Genomic DNA, 22,486 nt, shown 5'->3' on the forward strand with positions numbered 1-22,486 from the left:
GGAGAGTTTATGTCACAGACAGCTATCACACTGGCCTTTGAGCAGTGGAAAGCCAGCCAGGCGGTAACGGGTGAACCCGTATTGCTGGATGAATTTGTGTTTGCCAACGTGCCGGGGCTGGATGCCAGTAAGCCGATTGACCGCAGTGAAACGCTGCCACCTGCCGCACAGATCGTTCACCGCCAGGCCGTCAGCCGTAAAGGCGTGGTTAATGAAAACGCCGTGGTTCACTCCGTTGTGCTGGGTGCGGAAGTGGGTGATTTTTCGTTTAACTGGATTGGCCTTATTAACAAGGCAAGCAACACGCTGGCCATGATTGTGCATGCGCCGCTACAGCAGAAGCTGAAAACGAAAGATGGCCAGCAGGGTAATGTGCTCACCCGTTCTTTTTTGATGGAGTACAACGGCGCACAGGCTGAAACCGGAATCAACACGCCAGCGGAAACCTGGCAGATTGACTTCACTGCCCGTATGGCCGGGATGGATGAACGTCAGCGCCTGGAAAATATTGACCTGTACGGCGCGGCGGCTTTCATGGGGAATGGCTGGCTTGTCGCAAAAAGCGGCTCGCAGTATTTTGTGACGGCGGGGACGGGTTATGTGCGCGGCTTGCGCGCGCAGCTGGCCGCTAACCAGAACATTACGGTTACGACAAAGCCTGTAAAAGTCTGGCTGGATGTAGCGTGGACGGGAACGCTGACCAGCGCCTGGGGCGTGGTCAGTAAAATCACCGTGGCGGCTGACCTGGTGGATTACGTGCAAAGTGGCGTACAGCACTATGTTTTTGCCGTGGCCAGTATTGACGCAAACGGCAATATTACCGATCTGCGCCCTAAGGGTACGCTTAACGAACAGGCCGCCAGTGATGCGCTGAAAAAACATGAACAGTCGCGTAATCATCCGGACGCAACGACAACAGCCAAAGGGTTTACCCAGCTGAGCAGTGCGACGGATAGCGCGTCTGAATCTCTTGCCGCCACGCCAAAAGCTGTTAAGGCGGTAAGCGATGAACTGGATGAAGTAAAAAACGCCCTTGGGACAGCGTCCGGGAAAGATGTTGTCACTTCTCAGACCGATACAACGGCGGGAAGAGTGTTGACAGTTGGCTATGGAGGGCTTGGTGGGACATCCCCACGGACACCTGTAGCCGGGTCAAACAGTTATGACAATATTCCAGCCGGATTGCCGTCTGGCTTCTGGACGCATGCTGTTGATGGCGGTCCGTATGCTCACACTATAACACTGCTACAGGATGGAGGCGGAAACAGGGACGACAGACATCTGATTATTCCTTCCAGCAGTACAGGTAAAATTGCAATTCGCTGGGATGGTGGGCAAACAAAGAGTTACCAATATTTTTATACCGACAAGAATAAACCTACAGCCGCGGACGTGGGGGCGGTTCCTGACGGGCGCAAGGTCAATGGCCATGTGCTGAATGCTGATATTAACGTAACCTCTCAGGATATTTTCAACGGTCAGGCAACCGGGCTTTCTACAGAAGATCTGGATACACTAAAAACGCCGGGAATTTATTATCAACCAGCGAACGCCAATACGTCAGCAGCAAGGCACTACCCAGAGAATAACGCCGGAACGCTACTTGTTTATAAAAATGCCGGAGTAACGCAGGTTTACAGGGTTTATAACAGTTCCAGAAGTTATACCCGTAGCCAGTATTCAACAGGAGCCTGGACTGTCTGGACGCCTGATGATTCGTTTCCTGTTGGTGCCCCTATTCCGTGGCCGTCCGACACAGCGCCATATGGATATGCAATTATGGCGGGACAAGCCTTTGATAAAACGGCTTATCCACTCCTTGCGGCGGCCTATCCTTCAGGCATCATTCCCGATATGCGGGGCTGGACGATTAAGGGTAAACCTGCCAGCGGAAGGGCGGTGCTGTCACAGGAGCAGGACGGTATTAAATCGCACACCCATGGCGCTTCTGCTTCATCTACCGATCTGGGTACGAAAAATACCAGCGCTTTTGACTACGGTACGAAAACAACCAGCGCATTTGATTACGGGACGAAAACATCAAACAGCACCGGGGCGCATACACACAGCGTTTCCGGTACGGCGGCCTCCGCTGGCGATCACAGTCACGCCCAGAGAGCATGGCGCGATGGTAGCGGCGGGAATGGCGTTTATATTGACCGTAACGTTTATAACAAAGCCGGCTTTGTTGATACGTCCTCTTATACCGTTAATGCCGGGGCACATACCCACAGCGTAACGGGTACGGCGGCCAGCGCTGGGGCACATGCACACACAGTAGCCGTTGGTGCCCATACGCATACAGTGGCAGTGGGTTCACATACCCATTCGGTTGTGATGGGAGCACATACACACACCATCACTGTTTCCGCAGCTGGTAATGCTGAGAACACCGTTAAAAACATCGCCTTTAATTACATTGTGAGACTTGCATAATGACTTTTAAATTTTCTGATAAAGACCGAACAATTCGAATTTATAACCTGCGAGCAGATACCCGTGAATTTATCGGTGCGGGTGATGCTTATATTCCGGCCGGGACGGGATTGCCAGCTGATTGCACAGATATTGCGCCGCCTGATATCGCACCGGGTATGGCTGCTGTATTTAACGGAAAAAAATGGACGCTTTATGAAGACCATCGTAATGATGCGGTATACAGCAAAGAAAATGGCCAGCAGATATTTATTACCGAATTGGGTGAATTACCTTCTGATGTGACAGCTATTGCACCCGAAGGTGATTATATGTGCTGGGATGGCACTAAATGGATTAAAGATTCCGATGCTGAGCGAGCTGCTGCGGTATCACATGCAGTTGATAAAAAAAAACAGCTTCAGAAAGACGCTACTGAAATTATCAGCACGTTACAGGACGCTGTTGATTTAGACATGGCTACAGAAAAGGAGATCGCCTTGCTGTCTGAATGGAAGGCATTTCGTGTGCTGCTTAACCGTGTAGATACCAGCAAAGCGCCGGAAATTGAGTGGCCAGAGGTGCCTGACAATGTGGCGTGAAGCACGAATTGCGTTCAGTGATTCAGTGGCCGCGCTGAATTGTTCCGTTATCCCGGTGCATCCCTGGGTGTACGGGGTAGGACAGCAGACTGAAAACGGCGCGTATCTCAGCCCGGTAAACGCGATCAATTACCTGGCTGACAAACTGGCCGGAACGGGCGGCGCGGCGGATATCGTTATCATGATGGTTTCTGGCCAGACGCATGACAGCTTTATGGCCAGCCTGAACAAACTTGTGGATGTATTCCCCAGCCCGGCATTTACCCAGGTACGGAGGCTGGCGCAGTCCGCCGCGCAGCTGGCTGCGGAAAAGATGCAAATTCCGGCGAAATACAGTCAGAGTTTGCCCGCAGCGATCCCGCTATCCGTGCCTACAAGCCGCACCGCCCTGGCGGCTGCAGCGGTAAAAAAAGCCCAGCAGGAAGCCGCAGCCGTCGCAGATTTGACGGGCGTAAAAAAGCTGATGGGGGAGTTTAAACAGCAGCGCGAAAGCCTGATTTCTGACATTGCCAGCGGGTTAACAGAATTGCAGGGAAAAAGCGCCAGGGCATGGGTGTTTACCGCCAGCGGCGATCTGCCATCGACGCTTCTGGAGCTGGTAAAAGGGATACCGCTTCAGTCCTCCGTGTACACCGCCGCCATGATGCTGGTCGGCGACAATCTGGACGGCATAAAAGGAATGATACATGACATCGAACCCGACACTGGCGCTTAACGGTGAAGCCATTCTGCTGAAGAACATGCGTGTGACCGTTTCGCAGCAATTTCAGGACAAAGACCAGTCCGGCCAGACGAGTGCTACCACGAAATCAGAGCAGGGCATCAAAGGCAAGGAACTGCGCGTATCCGGTGAAATTCCGTATAAAAATCCGGAGATCCTGCGCCGTATATTTGAGCTGGGCAGCGCGACGGATGCCAGCGGCCAGCGCCAGAAATACCGGGTTGCACATGAGGCAGCACGGGCTGTGAATTTTCGTGAGGCGACTTTTACCGGAACCCTGGACGCCCCGCCGCAGGACGGGCGTATGTCCTGGCTGGTTACGTTCACCCTGACCGAACATATCAGCGTGCAGGAAAAGCGTGAGGCCAGGACAAGCGGCAAAACCAAAGCCGTGAAGCAAACGGCGGGAAGTGGAGGCGGCCAGAACGGTGGCCAGGTCGCTGGCGAGGATGAAGAAAAACTGACGTGGTTTGAAAGTAACGTACTCAAGCCCGTAAATGACGCACTGGCATAATCATGAAACCAATAAAGCGTTTATATCTTTCGACGGATGAAATTCACCTGGCTGATGCCAGTCTGGTGCTGGAGCTGAACAGCTGCGGCCGGGGGTTTATTACTGCCGGAACCACCCAGGACTATACCGGGAAACTGGTGCGTCTCGATGTTGGTTACACCGATCTGGTGTTGCGCTGGTTTACCGGGTACGTGGAACGCTCTCAACCTGCTGAAAACGGCTTTCAGCGTCTGTTTGTCCGTGAGCTGGTCGGCGTTTTCGAACGTCAGTGGCCATGTTCCTTCCAGCACCCCACGCTGCGTGATGTGGCCAGCTGGCTTACAGAACACAGCGGGTTGACCTTCAGCGTGCCGGATGCCGATTATTCAGACCGTCCGATCCCACATTTCACCCACAGCGGTACGGGGTATCAGCTTTTGGATAATCTGGGAAAGGCTTTCGGGATCACGGATTACGTCTGGTATCAGCTGCCGGACGGAGCGGTATATACAGGCGGCGCGGAAAAAGCCCTGTTTGCTGATCGCCCGATTGAGATCCCACATGAATTTAATCAGGGAGCGGCCGGGGGTAATTCAATGACACTTCCCCTGGTGCAGAGTCTGCGCCCTGGTGTGGATCTGAACGGGCAAAGGGTGACGAAAGTCCACCTGCAAAATGACACGATGGCTGTTACATGGACGCCCCGCAATCGTGCCACGGGGAAGGCACTTCAAAAAACGCCTGTTCAGCGCCAGATTGAAAGCCATTATCCGGAGCTGGCATCCGGGCTGCATTTGCCAAAGTTTGGCCGTGTCATGAATCCCGTTGAGGCGGTGAAAAGTGGGAATTTCTCCGATCCATTCCGTCCCCGCTATGCGGTTGATGTGCAGCTGTTGGACGCGGACGGCAACCCGGATAAAGACACGCCTGTTTATTCAGCCGTTCCGCTGCCGGTTCCTATGGCGGGTAATGATTCGGGGATGTTCCAGTTTCCGCCTGAAGGGACGCTGGTCGAAATCGCTTTTACTGGCGGGCGGCCGGATAAACCCTTTGTGCGGCAGACCGTGCCGGACGGAACCAGCCTCCCGGATATCCAGCCTGGCGAACAGCTGCAACAGCAGCGTGCGGAGGTGTCGCAGCGCGTCACCCAGGCGGGTGACTGGGTGAGGCAGACAGACCAGACGATCAGTGAAACCTCAATGGCGCGGGTGGTTAAGTCCGATACGGAACAACGGGAGCTGGTCAGCCGTGAAACGACGGTTAAGGCCACGGATAAACTGACTGTGCTGGGCACGTCCACACTGCTGGCCGGAGCCATTCAGCAGGTATGCACGGGCGATTACAGCCAGGCAGTAAATAACCGGGTGACGAGTATCGGCGGCAATGATGAAACGGACATAGCCGGGAGCCAGACAGTCACAACGGGTAAAGACCTGATTGAGAAGATTGGCCAGATACGCAAAAGCGTGGCGGTCGTCCAACAGCAGATTATTGCCCCGGTGGTGTGGATTGGCTCTGGCACTATCAACGTGGCACAGCTGATGCTCGACACACTCGACGTGGTAAAAGAGCTGGCAGAGCAAACGGCAAGCCACACGCACAGCAATACGGGCGCACCGACCAACGCGGGAGCCATCCGGAACACCGGAACGAAAGCGGACACGCTGAACGGCAAATATTCCCCGGTAATTGGCAAGTAATCCGATCCAGAACATAACCCGCGAAAGCGGGTTTTTTTATGCCCTTCATCCCATGGCGGGGATATCTCTTTTCTTATCTCACAAGCGGCTATCGCTACGCGCAACCAGCGGCGCTCTGGCGCGTTCCAGTCCTTCAGGTACTCAACGCCACCCTTAAAACAGATCGTGGGCACAGCAGAGCGCTAGCGCGTCACAGCACGGCCAAAAAAATCTTTCGCAGACCAAAATCGCACTACACCGCACCCGCCTGCGGTTTTTGGATCATAAAAATTTTTCAGTTTTATTTTTCTACAAACCAGACCGCCAGACCGCGCCACTGCTGGCGGCTTTGCGTAAAACCAGAACTGAAAAGAATGAAAAAGATTTCAGTGTTTTTCACTTTCATGGTTCTGTGGAGGATCGAATAAAAAGTGTAACCTACAGAAAAACAAGGGAAAAACAAATCTTGTGTGAATGGAATGGATCGATATTGTTTTCTGGCTGTTTTCGCCTTAGGAACGTTGAGGTCAGACTTAGCAAGGCATAGGGGAATTTTAAAGGGACATAGAAAACTGAAAAAACTGTATGCATTTCATGAAAACCAGCGACTAATAGTTGCATCGAAATCTAATTTTAATCTTGGAACTTAAGAAAACTTTTGCCACATTAGTAGTCGCTTTTTAGTTGTGGATTTTCTTCCGATGATTACTTGGCAGAGCTTACATTAAGGCATTCGATATGACTGAAAAATTCACCGCAATTTTGTTAGATACAAGTATCTACGACCAGTACGGATTAAAGCTTGAGAAAGGACTACTGGGTAAGCTTTCCCAGTTCAGCCGAACCTCGACAACGTTTTTGATACCGGATGTAATTTACAATGAAGTTAAAAATCATCTTGAAAGAAAAATCAGGACTTCACGTGGCTCCCTTGAGAAAGCTTTCGAAGAGGCTGGCGATCATCTTTTTTTTGATGGAAGCGAACTAAATGACGCAAAAAGAACATTGATTGAAGGCAGAGAAGTTGAAGGATTAGGAAAGAGTAGATTAGACAGATTCGTTGGCGTAACAGATGCGGAGGTTTTGACTACTGGGGATTACGTCTCGGTACCAGAACTACTTGAACGATATTTCTCTTCAGAAGCTCCTTTCGCAGATACAGGTAAGAAAAAAAATGAGTTTCCTGATGCGATCACATTAATGGCCGTACAAGCTTGGGCTGAAGAGAATGGTGAAAATGTTCTTGCCGTAGCAAGAGATGACGATTGGCAGAGATTTTGTGCTGATGCTGAGAATTTGCATTATGAACCTGACTTATCAAAGGCTTTAGCACACTTCAATGAAGAAACCGCACCTTATGAACTAATTGATAACTTACAAAAAGCACTTGCTGAAGGACAGGCCGGTAAATTCTTGCATGATATTGCTGTACACCTTGAGTCAACCTTTGACGGTTTTGCACCAGAACAAGAGGCAGATTCATATTTGTACTGGGAGGCTGATGGATGCTCAGGTGGATTTGAAGATTTTGAGTTCACAGATAACCACTTCACTGTCATTGACAAGGATGAAAACTGGGTTGTTATAGAAGCATTTGCAGAAATTTCACTTTACGCAGATGGTGATTTCTCCCTGTCAGTTTACGATTCATTCGATAAGGATCATGTTTACATGGGGTCAATCACCAAGCGTGCCGAGGAAACATATACATCCAGAATACTAATAACAATCTCCGGAGACTTGTCGGGTTCTATAGATGATTTGACCGTTGAAGATGTGGAAGTAATAGAGCGTCCAACGTCGATGGATTTTGGGGAGCTGGAATTAGCATATGAACCTGACGAGCAAGATTTGTAACAACTATGATTGGGCACTATCGCTGTCGCCATTTTGTCGCCAACCCAATTACAGTTTAGTTATAAGATTTTGAATTTAATGAGTTTTATTTTTAGACAACAAAAAACCCATCAACCTTGAACCAAAACGGCGGGGTTGATGGGCTCCACAAATTGGGGACATCAAAGAAAAGCAGTGGCAATAGTTATGACTGCCCCCTGATAAAAAAGTTCTGCGCGTAACGAAAATTTTTTCGTCGTGCGCAGAACTTAAGAGTTATCCGAGTCCAGGCCAGATGATGATGATCAGCGTACCCGCCAGTGTAAGCAGTACGTTAGCGATAGCGTAGGTGCCCGCATAGCCCAGCGCAGGAATATTGCTGCGTGCGGTATCACTGATAATTTCCATTGCCGGGGCGCAGGTACGGGCCCCCATCATTGCCCCGAAGAGCAGGGCGCGGTTCATGCGAAGCACATAAGCACCGAACAGGAAGCAAATCACGACCGGTACCAGGCTGACGATAAGTCCGGAAACCAACATCTGCCAGCCAACAGCCCCCAGGCTGTGGCCAATGCCGCTACCGGCGCTTAAGCCGACACCCGCCATAAAGACCATCAGACCAAACTCTTTCACCATATTGAGCGCCCCCTGCGGAATGTAGCCGAAGGTCGGGTGGTTCGCTCGCAGGAAGCCCAGCATGATACCGGCGAACAGCAGCCCGGCAGCGTTACCGATGCCAAAGCTAAAGTTGCTGAACTGGAAGGTGATCATCCCGATCATCAGGCCAACGATAAAGAAGGCGCAGAAGGCCAGCAGGTCGGTGACCTGGCTGTGAATAGAGATAAAGCCGATGCGGTCCGCAACGGTTTTCACGCGTCGCGCATCGCCGCTGACCTGCAGAACGTCGCCTTTGTTCAGCACGACGTTGTCGTCAATTGGCATCTCAATCTGGCTGCGGATCACGCGGTTGAGGAAGCAACCATGATCGGTCAGCTTCAGCTGCGCCAGACGACGGCCGACGGCATTATGGTTTTTCACCACAATCTCTTCGGTGACGATACGCATATCGAGCAGGTCGCGGTCAAACACCTCTTTACCGTTGCGGAAGCTCGGGTCGAGGCGGGCGTGGGCATCCGGGTAACCGACCAGGGCAATGTCATCGCCCATCTGCAGCACGGCGTCGCCGTCCGGGTTTGCCAGAATGCCGTTACGGCGAATACGTTCGATATAGCAGCCTGTCTGGCGGTAAATCCCCAGCTCGCGGAGGTTTTTCCCGTCCGCCCATGCAACCAGCTCTGGCCCAACGCGGTAGGCGCGAATCACGGGCAGATAGACTTTACGCTTGCTGTCAGTGTCCAGACCGCGTTCGCGGGCAATTTGCTGAGCGCTGGTCTGCAAATCCTGGTGCTGCAGTTTTGGCAGGTAGCGGGCGCCCACAATCAGGCTCACCAGACCAATCAGATAGGTCAGGGCATAGCCCAGGCTCAGGTGGTCGAGCGCGGTAGAGAGTTGCGCACCGGCCATGCCGGAGTGGCGCAGGGTATCGCCTGCACCCACCAGCACCGGTGTGGAGGTCATCGAGCCGGCGAGCATACCGGCCGTCAGCCCGATATCCCAGCCAAACAGTTTACCCAGTCCTAAGGCGATCAGCAGCGCGCTGCCGACCATGACCAGCGCCAGCATCAGATAATTTTTGCCGTCGCGGAAGAAAATTGAAAAAAAGTTGGGCCCGGCTTCCACACCAACACAAAAAATAAACAGCATAAAGCCTAAGTTGAGCGCGTCCGTGTTAATGCTGAAATGCTGCTGGCCTAATAATAGTGAGACGACTAAAACGCCAATGGAATTACCAAGTTGAACCGAACCAAGGCGCAATTTACCCAGGCAAAGGCCCAGCGCCAGTACCACAAATAATAACAGGATGTAATTCCCATTTAACAAGTCTGCGACGTTTATATTCACGGAGGCTAACTTCTTGTTTACCAGTAAGTTGTTGAATGAAAGGGCTTTTTGGGCTACTGTTTTCTGGGTCAGGGAAAGGCTTTAACGCTCCCTGTTTCCAGCTTTATTCCCTAAAACATTAGCTGGCGGTTAGTTTAATCGTATTAGCTACTGACAGCCACCTATTATCGCTTCACCCTGTGTGTACTTTGGCAAGGATTGCCGCATTGCTTTATCTGACTGGGCGTCTACCCGACGAAAGTGTATTTGATAGAGATAAGTCAGGAGGATAGTTTGAACATTAAACGAAACTGGGCGGGGGTGATCAGCTGCTTTTTGCTGTTCATTGTCGTTTGCATGTCCCTCGCTTTTAATGTGAAGGGGGCGTTCAGGGCGTCGGGTCATCCGGAGCTGGGGCTGCTCTTTTTCACCCTGCCAGGGGCTGCTGCCAGTTTTCTCTCGCGCCGGGGGGAAGTGGTGAAACCGTTACTGGGCGCAATACTTGCAGCGCCGCTGTGTCTGCTGCTGATGCGGTCACTGTATATTTCAACGCGAAGTTTCTGGCAGGAGCTGGCGTGGTTGCTGAGTGGCGTCTTCTGGTGCGCCCTGGGAGCGCTATGCTTTTTGTTTGTTCACAGCATGTTGGCCCGGCGCAGACAGCACAAATAAAGACGCCCTCAGGGTGAGGGCGTCTTAGCATTACTGAGCGGCAAACAGGCCCAGATGCTCTTTAGCGTATGCTTCAAAGTCTGTGCAACCGCCGATGTGTTTCTGATCGAGGAAAATCTGCGGTACGGTTTCAACCGGTTTACCCACGGTTTTTTCCAGATCGGCTTTGCTGATCCCTTCCGCATGGATATCAACATAACGGAAGTTAAAATCATCACGCTCTTCGGTCAGTTTCTCAGCCAGCTCTTTCGCGCGCACACAGTAAGGGCACCCTGGACGACCAAAAATTACTGCAAACATTTCTCTCTCCTCGAAAACAAGCCTGACGGCGAATGGGTCTATAGTGCCCGATAACCTGCCGTCATTAAAGAAGGTTTCGCCTGTCGTTATAATACCTCTCAGCTATGTTTCGCCAATTACATCGCGCGCATCATTGCCTATACTGGCTGCGATATGATTCACGCAAGACAAAGAGAGACAAGATGACGCCAACCATAGACCTGCTACGTTCCCATCGTTCAATTCGCCACTTCACCGACGAGCCGATAACGCCGGCGCAGCGTGAAGCCATTATTGACAGTGCAAGGGCGACATCCAGCTCCAGCTTCCTGCAGTGCAGCTCCATTATTCGTATTACCGACCCGGCAATGCGTGAACAACTGGTGACCCTCACCGGTGGACAAAAGCATGTGGCACAGGCAGCCGAGTTCTGGGTGTTCTGCGCCGATTTTAACCGCCATCTGCAGATCTGCCCGCAAGCCGAGCTTGGCCTTGCCGAACAGCTGCTGCTGGGCGTCGTGGACACCGCGCTGATGGCGCAAAACGCCTTCACGGCGGCGGAATCGCTGGGGCTGGGTGGCGTGTACATCGGCGGGCTGCGTAACAATATCGAAAGCGTTACCGAACTGCTGAAGCTGCCAAAACATGTTCTGCCCCTGTTTGGCCTGTGCCTTGGCTGGCCTGCGGATAACCCGGACCTCAAGCCGCGCCTGCCTGCGGCGATGCTGGTGCATGAAAACCACTACCAGCCTGTCGATCAGGATGTGCTGGCGCAATACGATGAAGAGCTGGCGCACTACTACATGACGCGCGACAGCAATAACCGTCGCGATACCTGGAGTGACCACATTCGTCGCACCATCATTAAAGAGAATCGCCCGTTTATTCTCGACTATCTGCACAAACAGGGCTGGGCGACACGATAGCCCATTCATCCTGCGCCTGCCTGCGTGTATGATACGCAGGCTTTTTCCATGTCTTTAGAGAGGTGCAGGGTGAAAATTGCCATTTTGTCCCGGGATGGAACGCTCTATTCATGTAAACGCCTGCGAGAAGCGGCGGCAAAACGGGGGCATCAGGTTGAGATCCTCGATCCGATGTCCTGCTATATGAACATTGATCCTGCTGCCTCATCGATTCATTACAAAGGCCACAAGCTTCCGCATTTTGATGCGGTTATCCCCCGCATCGGCTCCCAGATAACCTATTACGGCACGGCCGCGTTGCGCCAGTTTGAGATGCTGGGCAGCTATCCGCTCAATGAATCCGTTGCGATATCTCGCGCCCGCGATAAGCTCCGTTCGCTGCAACTGCTTGCCCGGCAGGGAATCGATCTTCCGGTTACCGGCATTGCGCATTCACCGGACGACACCAGCGATTTAATCGATATGGTGGGTGGCGCGCCGTTAGTGATCAAGCTGGTGGAAGGCACTCAGGGCATTGGTGTGGTGCTGGCCGAAACGCGGCAGGCGGCGGAAAGCGTGATTGACGCCTTTCGTGGGCTGAATGCCCATATTCTGGTGCAGGAGTACATTGAAGAAGCCAAAGGGCGCGACATTCGCTGTTTTGTTGTCGGTAACGAGGTGGTTGCGGCCATCGAACGTCAGGCAAAAGAGGGCGACTTCCGCTCTAATCTGCACCGTGGCGGCGTGGCGAGAGTTGCGGATATCAGCGATCGCGAGCGTGAGATTGCCGTGAAAGCGGCGCAAACGCTGGGGCTGGATGTGGCGGGTGTTGATTTACTGCGGGCGACGCGCGGGCCGTTGGTGATGGAGGTGAATGCCTCACCGGGACTGGAAGGGGTGGAAAAAACCACCGGGGTCGATATTGCGGGTAAAATGATCTCATGGGTCGAGCGCCACGCAACGCCGGGCTACTGTCTGAAAACGGGCGGTTAAATGGATTACAGCGCACTTTTTGCGTACTCTATGCGAAGTTTTTATTAAAGAGGCTGCACAGCGATGGATTTACAGGTCGTTCCAACACTGGATACGTTACGTCAATGGCTCGATGATGCCGGTATCACTTTCTTTGAATGTGATTCCTGCCAGGCGCTGCATTTGCCTCATATGCAAAATTTCGATGGTATTTTCGATGCCAAAATCGATCTCATTAACGACGTGATCCTCTTCTCTGCGCTGGCCGAAGTGAAACCGTCTGCGCTGCTGGCCCTGGCCTCTGACCTGTCGGCCATCAACGCCAGTTCTTTGACGGTGAAAGCATTTCTCGATATACAGGATGATAATCTGCCAAAACTGGTCGTTTGCCAGTCTTTATTCTCCGGTGCCGGCCTCTCATTCAAGCAGTTCTCCTGGTTTATGCGCTTGAGTGAAGAGCAAATTTCGATGGTAATGATGGAAGCCAATGCGCACCATTTGCTGTATAGCACGGAAGATGATGCAGAGAATAATGATGCATCTCCCAATTTTCTTCACTAAGCCTGTCTGACTTTTGCGCAGTCGCTGCCATAGCGGCTGCATAACGCCATTTTTTCTGCTGCTTTTAACCTTTCTTTAAAGAATTTTTCACCTCCCCAAACGCCATTTCGGCTTATCACGTAGACATAACCTGCATAAAAAATTGATAAAAGGCGTTTTTTCGTCTGGGCTATAGCCGGAGACACGGGCTACAGTTATTCTTGCGATGCTTAAAAAAGCGAGCGGATCCTGCCGGGTAAAGAGGTTTCTTTTTATTTCGTGCAGAGCGACAAACTATGCATGATTATTGCATATCTTCAGATTGCACAGTTTTAGTTCGTTTGTTAACGAGCTTTCAGAAGGAATAACGATATGATCGCCTTGAATAAAAAATGGTTATCGGGTCTGGTTGCGGGTGCTCTGATGGCCGTCTCTGCCGGCACGCTCGCTGCGGAACAAAAAACGCTGCACGTTTATAACTGGTCTGACTATATCGCGCCGGATACCGTCGCTAATTTCGAAAAAGAGACCGGCATTAAAGTGGTCTATGACGTTTTCGATTCCAACGAAGTGCTGGAAGGGAAACTGATGGCGGGCAGTACCGGTTTTGACCTGGTGGTACCTTCCGCAAGCTTCCTTGAGCGTCAGCTGACGGCAGGTGTTTTCCAGCCGCTCGATAAGAGCAAATTACCGAACTGGAAAAACCTCGATCCGGAAGTGCTTAAGCTGGTCGCCAAGCATGACCCGGACAACAAATACGCGATGCCGTATCTGTGGGCGACCACCGGTATTGGCTATAACGTCGATAAAGTCAAAGCGGTACTGGGTAAAGATGTCAAACTCGACAGCTGGGACGTGGTGCTGAAGCCGGAAAACCTTGAGAAGCTGAAAAGCTGCGGCGTCTCTTTCCTGGATGCGCCAGAAGAGATTTTCGCCACCGTGCTGAACTACCTGGGCAAAGATCCTAACAGCAGCAAGGCCGATGATTACACCGGCCCGGCAACCGATCTGCTGCTGAAGCTGCGTCCGAACATTCGTTACTTCCACTCCTCACAGTACATCAACGACCTGGCAAACGGCGACATCTGCGTGGCGATTGGCTGGGCAGGGGACGTATGGCAGGCGGCTAACCGCGCCAAAGAAGCCAAAAACGGCGTGAATGTTTCCTACTTCATTCCAAAAGAGGGCGCGCTGGCGTTCTTCGATGTCTTCGCCATGCCGGCTGACGCGAAAAACAAAGAAGAAGCTTACCAGTTCCTTAACTACCTGATGCGTCCTGAAGTCATCGCGCATATCAGCGATCACGTCTACTACGCTAACGGCAATAAGGCCTCTGTGCCGCTGGTCAGCGAAGAGATCCGCAATAACCCGGCTATCTATCCGCCGGCGGATGTGTTTGCCAAGCTGTTCACCCTGAAAGTTCAGGATCCAAAAATTGACCGCGTACGTACCCGTGCGTGGACCAAAGTGAAAAGCGGTAAATAACGGCGTCCGGTACGGTTGCCCGGTGGCGAAAACGCTCACCGGGCCTGCTAAACCCGTCGGTCGGGCTGGCGTGAGCGCCGCCCGACGATGCGCACCCTGATGGTGCGTTTGCACCAGTTTTGATTTCTGCCGGAGAGCACCCCGTGAATGACGCGATCCCCCGCCCGCAGGCGAAAGTCCGTAAAGCGCTGACCCCGCTTCTTGAAATTCGTAACCTCACCAAATCTTTCGATGGTCAGCATGCCGTGGACGACGTCAGCCTGACTATCTACAAAGGTGAAATTTTTGCCCTTCTGGGCGCATCTGGCTGCGGTAAATCGACCCTGCTGCGTATGCTGGCCGGTTTTGAACAGCCTACCGCCGGGCAAATCATGCTGGATGGTGTCGATCTCTCCCGCGTGCCGCCGTATCAGCGCCCGATAAACATGATGTTCCAGTCTTACGCGCTCTTCCCACATATGACGGTGGAGCAGAATATCGCCTTTGGTCTTAAGCAGGACAAACTGCCGAAAGCCGAAATCACCGCCCGCGTGGCAGAGATGCTCAGCCTGGTGCACATGCAGGAGTTCGCGAAGCGTAAACCGCATCAGCTCTCAGGTGGCCAGCGTCAGCGCGTGGCGCTGGCGAGAAGCCTGGCGAAACGTCCTAAGCTGCTGCTGCTCGATGAACCGATGGGCGCCCTGGATAAAAAACTGCGTGACCGTATGCAGCTGGAAGTGGTGGATATCCTTGAGCGCGTGGGGGTGACCTGCGTGATGGTTACCCACGACCAGGAAGAGGCGATGACCATGGCCGGGCGTATTGCGATCATGAACCGCGGTAAGTTCGTACAGATTGGCGAGCCGGAAGAGATTTATGAGCATCCGACCACCCGCTACAGCGCGGAGTTCATCGGGTCGGTCAACGTCTTCGAAGGGCTGCTGAAATCGCGCGAGGATGACGGTCTGGTGATTGAGTCGCCGGGGCTGCAGCATCCGCTTAAGGTCGATCCGGATAGCTCGGTGGTGGATAACGTGCCGGTGTATGTCGCGCTCCGCCCGGAGAAGATCATGCTGTGCGAAGATCCGCCTGCCGATGGCTTTAACTTCGCCGTCGGGGAAGTGGTGCACATTGCTTACCTGGGCGACCTCTCCATCTACCATGTGCGTCTGAAAAGCGGGCAAATGCTCAGCGCCCAGCTGCAGAACGAACATCGTTATCGCAAGGGACAGCCGACCTGGGGCGACGAAGTGCGCCTGTGCTGGGATGCGGACAGTTGTGTAGTGCTGACGGTATAAGGAGCGGACAATGAGTACCTTAGAACCTCCAGCCCGCGTTGAGAAACCGGGTGGCTTCGCGCACTGGCTGGCGCGCATGCAGATGAATCACGGACGCAAGCTGGTGATTGCCATGCCTTACGTGTGGCTGATCCTGCTGTTCCTGCTGCCGTTCCTGATTGTTTTTAAGATAAGCCTGGCGGAAATGGCGCGGGCGATCCCGCCCTATACCAACCTGCTGGACTGGGCTGACGGACAGCTGACGCTGACCCTTAACCTCGGCAATTTCCTGCAGTTGACGGAAGATCCGCTCTATTTCGAAGCTTATCTGCAGTCGTTGCAGGTGGCGGCGATCTCGACGATCTGCTGTTTGCTGCTGGGTTACCCGCTGGCATGGGCCGTGGCGCACAGTAAATCGTCGACGCGCAACATTCTGCTGTTGCTGGTGATCCTGCCGTCATGGACCTCGTTCCTGATCCGCGTCTACGCGTGGATGGGGATCCTGAAAAACAACGGCGTGCTGAATAACTTCCTGATGTGGCTTGGGGTTATCGATCAGCCCCTGACAATCCTGCATACCAATCTCGCGGTCTATATCGGGATTGTTTACGCCTATCTGCCGTTTATGGTGCTGCCAATTTATACGGCGCTGACGCGTATCGATTATTCGCTGGTGGAAGCATCGCTTGACCTTGGTGCCCGTCCGCTTAAAACCTTCTTCAGCGTTATCGTTCCGTTGACCCGGGGCGGCATTATTGCCGGGTCGATGCTGGTCTTTATCCCGGCGGTAGGGGAGTTTGTGATCCCGGAACTGCTCGGTGGCCCGGACAGCATCATGATTGGGCGTGTGCTGTGGCAGGAGTTCTTTAATAACCGCGACTGGCCTGTGGCGTCTGCGGTGGCGATCGTGATGTTGCTCCTGCTGATCGTACCGATCATGTGGTTCCACAAACATCAGCAGAAACAGATGGGAGACCACGGATGAACAACTTACCGGTAGTGCGCTCCCCATGGCGAATTGCCATCCTGGTGATTGGCTTTACTTTCCTGTATGCACCCATGTTGATGCTGGTGATCTACTCGTTCAACAGCTCCAAACTGGTAACGGTATGGGCCGGCTGGTCGACGCGCTGGTACGGCGAATTGTTCCATGATGACGCGATGATGAGCGCGGTGGGGCTGAGCCTGACCATCGCCGCGCTGGCGGCCACGATGGCCTCCGTGCTGGGGACCATTGCCGCGCTGGTCATGGTGCGCTTCGGGCGTTTTCGGGGGGCGAACGGCTTTGCCTTTATGATCACCGCGCCACTGGTTATGCCAGACGTTATCACCGGTCTGGCGCTGCTGCTGCTGTTCGTCGCCCTGGCGCATGCCATTGGCTGGCCGGCAGATCGCGGCATGCTCACCATCTGGCTGGCACACGTCACCTTCTGTACCGCGTACGTGGCGGTGGTTATCTCTTCGCGTTTGCGCGAGCTGGACCGCTCCATTGAAGAGGCGGCGATGGATCTCGGTGCGACGCCGCTGAAGGTCTTCTTCATCATCACGTTGCCGATGATTATGCCGGCGGTGATCTCCGGCTGGCTGCTGGCGTTTACGCTGTCGCTCGACGATCTGGTTATCGCCAGCTTTGTCTCAGGACCGGGCGCGACGACGCTGCCTATGCTGGTCTTCTCCAGCGTACGCATGGGGGTCAATCCGGAGATTAACGCCCTGGCCTCGATTATCCTCGGGGTGGTCGGAATTGTCGGATTTATCGCCTGGTATTTGATGGCGCGCGCGGAAAAACAACGTGTGCGTGATATCCAGCGTGCAAGACGCGGCTGAAGGATTTAAAATTTCCAGTGATGTGCCGCGCATGACGCGGCACTGTTTTTCAGGGAAGTAAAACATTGGGATTATTAAAAAAATCACGTCTTACGCACGCTCGTCCAAACGTTCCTGCACTGGTGCAGGTGGCGGCGCTCGCTATTATTATGATCCGCTGTCTTGATGTGCTGATGATCCTTAACACCCTGGGTGTGCGCGGTATGGCTGAATTTATTCACCGCAGCGTACAGACGTGGAACCTGACGCTGGTCTTTTTGAGCAGCCTGGTACTGGTGTTTATCGAGATTTACTGCGCTTTTTCGCTGGTCAGAGGACGCAACTGGGCACGCTGGGTCTATTTGCTGACGCAAATTACGGCGGCGAGCTATCTGTGGGCCGCCTCGCTGGGGTATGGCTATCCGGAACTGTTCAGCATTGCGGGTGGATCAAAACGCGAGATTTTGCACGCGCTGTTTTTGCAAAAACTCCCGGATATGCTGGTGCTGTTTTTCCTGTTCGTGCCTGCTTCCAGTCGGCGGTTCTTCCAGCTGCAATAATGTGTATAATCGCAGCCCTCGTGATTCTTAAGGTTTTGATATGCAGTGCGCACTCTATGACGCCGGTCGCTGCCGCTCCTGTCAGTGGATAGAACAGCCGGTTTCTCAGCAACTCACCGCCAAAATGGCCGACCTGCAACACCTGCTGGCAGACCATGCCGTGGGGGAATGGTGCGCACCCGTCAGCGGGCCGGAGCAGGGCTTTCGTAATAAAGCCAAAATGGTGGTGAGCGGCAGCGTTGAAAAACCGCTGCTGGGCATGTTGCATCGCGAGGGTACGCCTGAAGATTTAACCGACTGTCCGCTTTATCCTGCCTCCTTTGCGCCGGTCTTTGCTGCGCTCAAACCGTTTATTGCCCGTGCCGGATTAACGCCCTATAACGTTGCCCGCAAGCGCGGCGAGCTGAAATACCTTCTTCTTACCGAAAGCCAGCTAGACGGCAGCATGATGCTGCGCTTTGTTCTGCGCTCAGAAGCCAAGGTGGAGCAGCTTCGCGCGGCGTTGCCATGGCTTCAGCAACAGCTTCCGCAGTTAACCGTTATCACCGCGAATATTCAGCCGGTGCATATGGCTATCATGGAAGGGGAGCGGGAGATCTTCTTCACCGAACAGCATGCGCTGGCAGAAACGTTCAACGATGTACCGCTGTGGATCCGTCCGCAAAGCTTCTTCCAGACCAACCCGACCGTCGCGAGTGCGCTTTATGCCACCGCCCGTGACTGGGTGCGGGCGTTAAATATCCATCATATGTGGGATCTGTTCTGCGGGGTGGGTGGCTTCGGTCTGCACTGCGCCACGCCAGACATGCAGCTTACCGGGATTGAGATCTCCGCCGAAGCGATTGCCTGTGCCAGACAGTCTGCTGCAGAGCTTGGGTTGACCCGGCTGCACTTCCAGGCGCTGGACTCCACGCAGTTCGCGACGGGGCAGGACAATGTGCCTGAACTGGTGCTGGTGAACCCGCCGCGCCGGGGCATCGGGAAAGCGCTGTGCGACTATCTGAGCCAGATGGCACCGGACTACATCGTCTACTCCAGCTGCAACGCGCAGACGATGGCTAAAGATATCGCGACGCTGCCGGGCTACCGCATTGAACGCGTCCAGCTGTTCGATATGTTCCCGCATACCGCGCATTATGAAGTCCTGACGCTACTCGTTAAATCTTAAACAAAATGTGAACTCTGTCCGCCTGCGAAATCAGGTAAGCTTATCTCATCAGAATTGAAGAAGGCTTACCCATGAAGCAGATCCTGCTGGTGGAAGATGACCACGATATCGCGGCGCTTCTGCGCCTCAACTTAGAAGATGAAGGCTACGCCATCACCCACGAGCCCGACGGGGGCAATGCCTTACAGCGCCTCGAAAAGCAGCCGTGGGACGCGGTGATCCTCGATTTAATGCTCCCCAACGTCGACGGTCTGGAGATTTGCCGTCGCATCCGCCAGATGACCCGCTACCTGCCGGTGATCATCATCAGCGCCCGCAGCAGCGAAACCGACCGCATTACCGGGCTTGAAACCGGGGCGGACGATTATCTGGCCAAGCCGTTTTCGGTACAGGAGCTGATCGCGCGTATCAAGGCGCTGTTCCGACGCCAGCAGGCGATGGGGCAGGCGCAAAGTGCCGGGAATATTCAGGCTCACGGCCTGACGCTCGACCCGCTGGCGCGCAGCGTGCTTTTGCACGGCCAGGTGGTGGATCTCACCCCGCGCGAGTTTGAACTGCTGTACTTCTTTGCCCGTCATCCCGGTGAAGTTTTCTCGCGTCTGGCGCTGCTGGAACAGGTCTGGGGCTATCAGCACGAAGGTTACGAACACACCGTCAACACCCACATTAACCGCCTGCGCATCAAGATTGAGAAGGACGCCGCCGAGCCGGAGATCATTCGCACCGTCTGGGGCAAAGGCTACAAATTTGCGGAGCCAAACGATGCGCCGCTTTAGCCTGAGCCAGCGCCTGACGCTGCTGTTTATTCTGCTGCTGACGCTCTGTGCGACCATCGCCTGCGCGGTGCAACTTTACAGCACCACGCAGTACGGTAATGCAATGGTGCAGCGGCTGTCCGGTGGCCTGGCGCAGCAGATTGTCCAGCGGGAACCGATTCTGGATGCGCAGGGCAGGGTTGACCGCCACGCGCTGAAACCGCTCTTTGACCGGCTGATGACCTTCAATCCAAGCGTCGAACTGTACGTTGTCTCGCCTGATGGCGAACTGCTGGCTGACGCCGCGCCGCCGGGGCATATCCAGCGTCAAAAAATCGACCTCGGGCCGGTGCAGACTTTCCTCAGTGATGCCGCGCGGCCGGTACTGGGTGATGACCCGCGAAGCCAGAACAAAAAGGTTTTCAGCGCAACGCCGTTGCGTCAGGACGGAGAACTGAAAGGCTATCTGTACATTATTCTGCAGGGCGAAGAGTCAAACGCGCTGGCGGAGATGGCCTGGCATCAGGCGCTCTGGAGCACCGTCCTGTGGTCATTGATGTGGGTCGCGCTGTTTGGTGTGCTGGCGGGGTTACTGGTCTGGTACTGGGTAACGCGTCCGGTCAAACGTCTTACGCAGGAAGTGGCCGGGCTGGAGCAGGACAGCATTAGCGCCATTAAGCAGCTGGCGGCGCAGCCTACAGAAACCACGGTAAAGGATGAAGTGGCCACGCTGCGCAATACGTTTATCGAGCTGGCCCGTAAAATCACCCTGCAGTGGGATCAGCTGGCCGACAGCGATCGCCAGCGCCGGGAGTTTATCGCCAATATTTCGCACGATTTACGCACGCCGCTCACCTCCTTGCTGGGCTATCTCGAAACGCTGTCGCTGAAATCTGCGACGCTGACGCCGCAGGAACACCAGCAGTATCTCGCCACGGCGCTGCGCCAGGGGCAGAAAGTGCGTCATCTTTCGCAGCAGCTGTTTGAACTGGCGCGCCTTGAGCACGGCGGCATCAAACCGCAGCGCGAGCGTTTTGCCATGGGTGAGCTGATTTCAGACGTGGCGCAGAAATTTGAACTCACGGCCCGCACGCGGGAGGTGAACCTGCGCATTGATGTACCGGGCCCGTTGCCGCTGGTGAATGCCGATGTCTCGATGATTGAGCGGGTGGTGACTAACCTGCTGGATAACGCGATGCGGCATACGCCGACCGGTGGAGAGGTTCGTCTGGCGGTCTGGCAGGAGAACGCGCAGCTACAGGTTGAGGTGGCTGATAATGGAACCGGCGTTGATGCTTCTCTTCGCAACGATCTGTTTGAGCGTCCTTCGGCGTTAAATCCGCAGGCATCACGGGAAAACCGTGGCGGGTTGGGGCTGTTGATTGTGAAACGCATGCTGGAACTGCACGGCGGGGGGATCAGGCTGATGGAGTCCACGAACGGGGCTCGTTTTCGCTTCTTTGTTCCGCTGTGAAATTGCCGGGTTTGCCCGGCCTACAGACCACCCCCGTAGGCCAGGCTACCCGACAAAAAGCTGTTATTGCGGGAACCACCGATCGCTGATTTTCTTGTACGTGCCGTCAGCTTTAATTGCTTTCAGCGCGCCATTCAGTTTTTCCAGCAGAGCTTTGTTATCCGGACGCACCGCAATGCCCAGGCCCGTACCGAAGTACTGTGGATCGGTCACTTTTTCGGTCGCGGTGCCCAGCTGTGGGTTGGTTTTCAGCCACTCGTTCACCACCGCAGTGTCACCGAAGACCCCATCAATACGGCCATTTTTCAGGTCGATAATGGCATTCTGGTAGCTGTCATAGGCCACGGTTTTCACTTCAGGATGTTTGTCCTGCAGGTATTTCTGGTGCGTGGTGCCGTTTTCCATCCCAATGCGTTTGCCTTTCAGCTGGTCAAAGGATGTGTAAGCCCCTTTCTTCGCAATGACCACCGCCGAGTTGGCGTAATACGGGTCGGTGAAGGTGACCTGCTTGCTACGCTCTGGGGTGATGTCCATCCCGGAGATCACCGCGTCGTATTTTTTGAATTTCAGCGACGGGATCAGGCTGTCAAACGCATGGTTCGTGAACGTGCAGTCGGCCTGCATCTGTTTGCACAGGGCTTTGGCGAGGTCGATATCAAAACCGACAATCTGGTTGCTGGCATCCAGCGACTCAAATGGCGGATAGGTGGCCGAAACGCCGAAGTTGATTTTATCTGCAGCTGATGCGCCAGCGGCGAAAGTGGCCAGTAAAGCGGCCAGAACTAACTTTTTCATTGTAATGCTCCCGTCTGTCAGTCTGTCTTATGCGCCGTGTCTGCGGCATGGAAATACAATGCCATTTAATGAATTTATATTCAATAAAAATGATTAAATATTATTTAACCCATAAAAAAAGACGGGCAGTCGTTA

The 22,486-nt window shown here is 53.9% G+C and carries 22 protein-coding genes; 19 read left to right on the top strand and 3 right to left on the bottom strand.

Translation table 11 applies throughout. From position 1 onward, the window contains the following. The first annotated feature begins 9 nt into the window (after positions 1–9). The 7 genes from QRN24_RS20515 to QRN24_RS20545 all read left to right on the top strand — a co-directional run bounded on the left by QRN24_RS20515 (position 10) and on the right by QRN24_RS20545 (position 7,767). Positions 10–2,436: a phage tail-collar fiber domain-containing protein gene (locus QRN24_RS20515; RefSeq protein WP_284943019.1), complete on the top strand. Its 2,427-nt coding sequence runs from the start codon at positions 10–12 to the stop codon at positions 2,434–2,436. Next, positions 2,436–3,017 carry a tail fiber assembly protein gene (locus tag QRN24_RS20520; RefSeq protein WP_284943020.1) on the top strand — a complete coding sequence of 194 codons (582 nt, stop codon included), beginning with the start codon at positions 2,436–2,438 and terminating at the stop codon, positions 3,015–3,017. Before QRN24_RS20515 ends, QRN24_RS20520 begins: the two co-directional genes overlap by 1 nt. Continuing rightward, a complete protein-coding gene (locus QRN24_RS20525) occupies positions 3,007–3,732 on the top strand; it encodes a hypothetical protein (protein ID WP_284943021.1) in 726 nt (241 codons plus the stop codon). Before QRN24_RS20520 ends, QRN24_RS20525 begins: the two co-directional genes overlap by 11 nt. Then, positions 3,704–4,252, top strand: a complete 549-nt coding sequence (locus QRN24_RS20530; protein ID WP_275061957.1) for a baseplate complex protein — start codon at positions 3,704–3,706, stop codon at positions 4,250–4,252. The genes QRN24_RS20525 and QRN24_RS20530 overlap by 29 nt, the downstream gene beginning before the upstream one ends. Positions 4,253–4,254: 2 nt before the next feature. Next, on the top strand, positions 4,255–5,931 hold the full coding sequence (locus QRN24_RS20535; protein ID WP_284943022.1) for a hypothetical protein: 1,677 nt from the start codon (positions 4,255–4,257) through the stop codon (positions 5,929–5,931). A 38-nt stretch (positions 5,932–5,969) separates the two neighbouring features. Then, the gene (locus QRN24_RS20540) at positions 5,970–6,338 is read left to right on the top strand and encodes a hypothetical protein (protein WP_284943023.1); all 369 of its coding nucleotides are present in this window, start codon (positions 5,970–5,972) and stop codon (positions 6,336–6,338) included. A 310-nt stretch (positions 6,339–6,648) separates the two neighbouring features. Then, positions 6,649–7,767, top strand: a complete 1,119-nt coding sequence (locus QRN24_RS20545; protein ID WP_284943024.1) for a PIN domain-containing protein — start codon at positions 6,649–6,651, stop codon at positions 7,765–7,767. 255 nt (positions 7,768–8,022) lie between these two features. On the opposite strand, the gene QRN24_RS20550 is transcribed toward QRN24_RS20545, so the two are convergent. Continuing rightward, on the bottom strand, positions 8,023–9,708 hold the full coding sequence (locus QRN24_RS20550) for an aspartate:alanine antiporter (RefSeq protein WP_014169303.1): 1,686 nt from the start codon (positions 9,706–9,708) through the stop codon (positions 8,023–8,025). A gap of 273 nt (positions 9,709–9,981) precedes the next feature. Here QRN24_RS20550 and QRN24_RS20555 point away from each other — a divergent pair, with 273 nt between their 5' ends. Beyond that, entirely contained in the window at positions 9,982–10,356 is a 375-nt protein-coding gene (locus QRN24_RS20555; protein WP_020884874.1) for an inner membrane protein YbjM, read from the top strand. Between the two features lie 30 nt (positions 10,357–10,386). On the opposite strand, the gene QRN24_RS20560 is transcribed toward QRN24_RS20555, so the two are convergent. After that, a complete protein-coding gene (locus QRN24_RS20560) occupies positions 10,387–10,656 on the bottom strand; it encodes a GrxA family glutaredoxin (RefSeq protein ID WP_014169305.1) in 270 nt (89 codons plus the stop codon). A 182-nt stretch (positions 10,657–10,838) separates the two neighbouring features. Here QRN24_RS20560 and nfsA point away from each other — a divergent pair, with 182 nt between their 5' ends. From nfsA to QRN24_RS20615, 11 genes are all read left to right on the top strand, one after another. Further along, entirely contained in the window at positions 10,839–11,561 is a 723-nt protein-coding gene (gene nfsA, locus QRN24_RS20565) for a nitroreductase NfsA (RefSeq protein WP_025204598.1), read from the top strand. A gap of 69 nt (positions 11,562–11,630) precedes the next feature. Further along, the gene (rimK, locus tag QRN24_RS20570; RefSeq protein ID WP_284943025.1) at positions 11,631–12,533 is read left to right on the top strand and encodes a 30S ribosomal protein S6--L-glutamate ligase; all 903 of its coding nucleotides are present in this window, start codon (positions 11,631–11,633) and stop codon (positions 12,531–12,533) included. Positions 12,534–12,596: 63 nt separating this feature from the next. Next, positions 12,597–13,073: a YbjN domain-containing protein gene (locus QRN24_RS20575; protein ID WP_020884871.1), complete on the top strand. Its 477-nt coding sequence runs from the start codon at positions 12,597–12,599 to the stop codon at positions 13,071–13,073. Between the two features lie 351 nt (positions 13,074–13,424). Continuing rightward, positions 13,425–14,537, top strand: a complete 1,113-nt coding sequence (potF, locus tag QRN24_RS20580; protein WP_284943026.1) for a spermidine/putrescine ABC transporter substrate-binding protein PotF — start codon at positions 13,425–13,427, stop codon at positions 14,535–14,537. Positions 14,538–14,680: 143 nt separating this feature from the next. Then, positions 14,681–15,814, top strand: a complete 1,134-nt coding sequence (potG, locus tag QRN24_RS20585; protein WP_020884870.1) for a putrescine ABC transporter ATP-binding subunit PotG — start codon at positions 14,681–14,683, stop codon at positions 15,812–15,814. A gap of 10 nt (positions 15,815–15,824) precedes the next feature. Next, positions 15,825–16,778, top strand: coding sequence for a putrescine ABC transporter permease PotH (potH, locus tag QRN24_RS20590; protein WP_014169313.1), 954 nt, complete (start codon positions 15,825–15,827; stop codon positions 16,776–16,778). Continuing rightward, on the top strand, positions 16,775–17,620 hold the full coding sequence (potI, locus tag QRN24_RS20595) for a putrescine ABC transporter permease PotI (RefSeq protein WP_078774814.1): 846 nt from the start codon (positions 16,775–16,777) through the stop codon (positions 17,618–17,620). The genes potH and potI overlap by 4 nt, the downstream gene beginning before the upstream one ends. A gap of 65 nt (positions 17,621–17,685) precedes the next feature. Further along, positions 17,686–18,159, top strand: a complete 474-nt coding sequence (locus QRN24_RS20600; RefSeq protein ID WP_014169315.1) for a YbjO family protein — start codon at positions 17,686–17,688, stop codon at positions 18,157–18,159. A gap of 40 nt (positions 18,160–18,199) precedes the next feature. Next, the gene (rlmC, locus tag QRN24_RS20605) at positions 18,200–19,327 is read left to right on the top strand and encodes a 23S rRNA (uracil(747)-C(5))-methyltransferase RlmC (protein WP_049023301.1); all 1,128 of its coding nucleotides are present in this window, start codon (positions 18,200–18,202) and stop codon (positions 19,325–19,327) included. A 71-nt stretch (positions 19,328–19,398) separates the two neighbouring features. Further along, positions 19,399–20,103, top strand: coding sequence for a response regulator transcription factor (locus tag QRN24_RS20610; RefSeq protein ID WP_014169317.1), 705 nt, complete (start codon positions 19,399–19,401; stop codon positions 20,101–20,103). Next, positions 20,090–21,556, top strand: a complete 1,467-nt coding sequence (locus tag QRN24_RS20615) for a sensor histidine kinase (RefSeq protein ID WP_047742425.1) — start codon at positions 20,090–20,092, stop codon at positions 21,554–21,556. The genes QRN24_RS20610 and QRN24_RS20615 overlap by 14 nt, the downstream gene beginning before the upstream one ends. 63 nt (positions 21,557–21,619) lie before the next feature. On the opposite strand, the gene artJ is transcribed toward QRN24_RS20615, so the two are convergent. Beyond that, on the bottom strand, positions 21,620–22,351 hold the full coding sequence (gene artJ, locus QRN24_RS20620; protein WP_040017023.1) for an arginine ABC transporter substrate-binding protein ArtJ: 732 nt from the start codon (positions 22,349–22,351) through the stop codon (positions 21,620–21,622). Positions 22,352–22,486 lie beyond the last annotated feature (135 nt).

Origin of the sequence: Enterobacter sp. MEB024, from assembly GCF_030209635.1 — a bacterium.
GTDB classification, from domain to species: domain Bacteria; phylum Pseudomonadota; class Gammaproteobacteria; order Enterobacterales; family Enterobacteriaceae; genus Enterobacter; species Enterobacter ludwigii.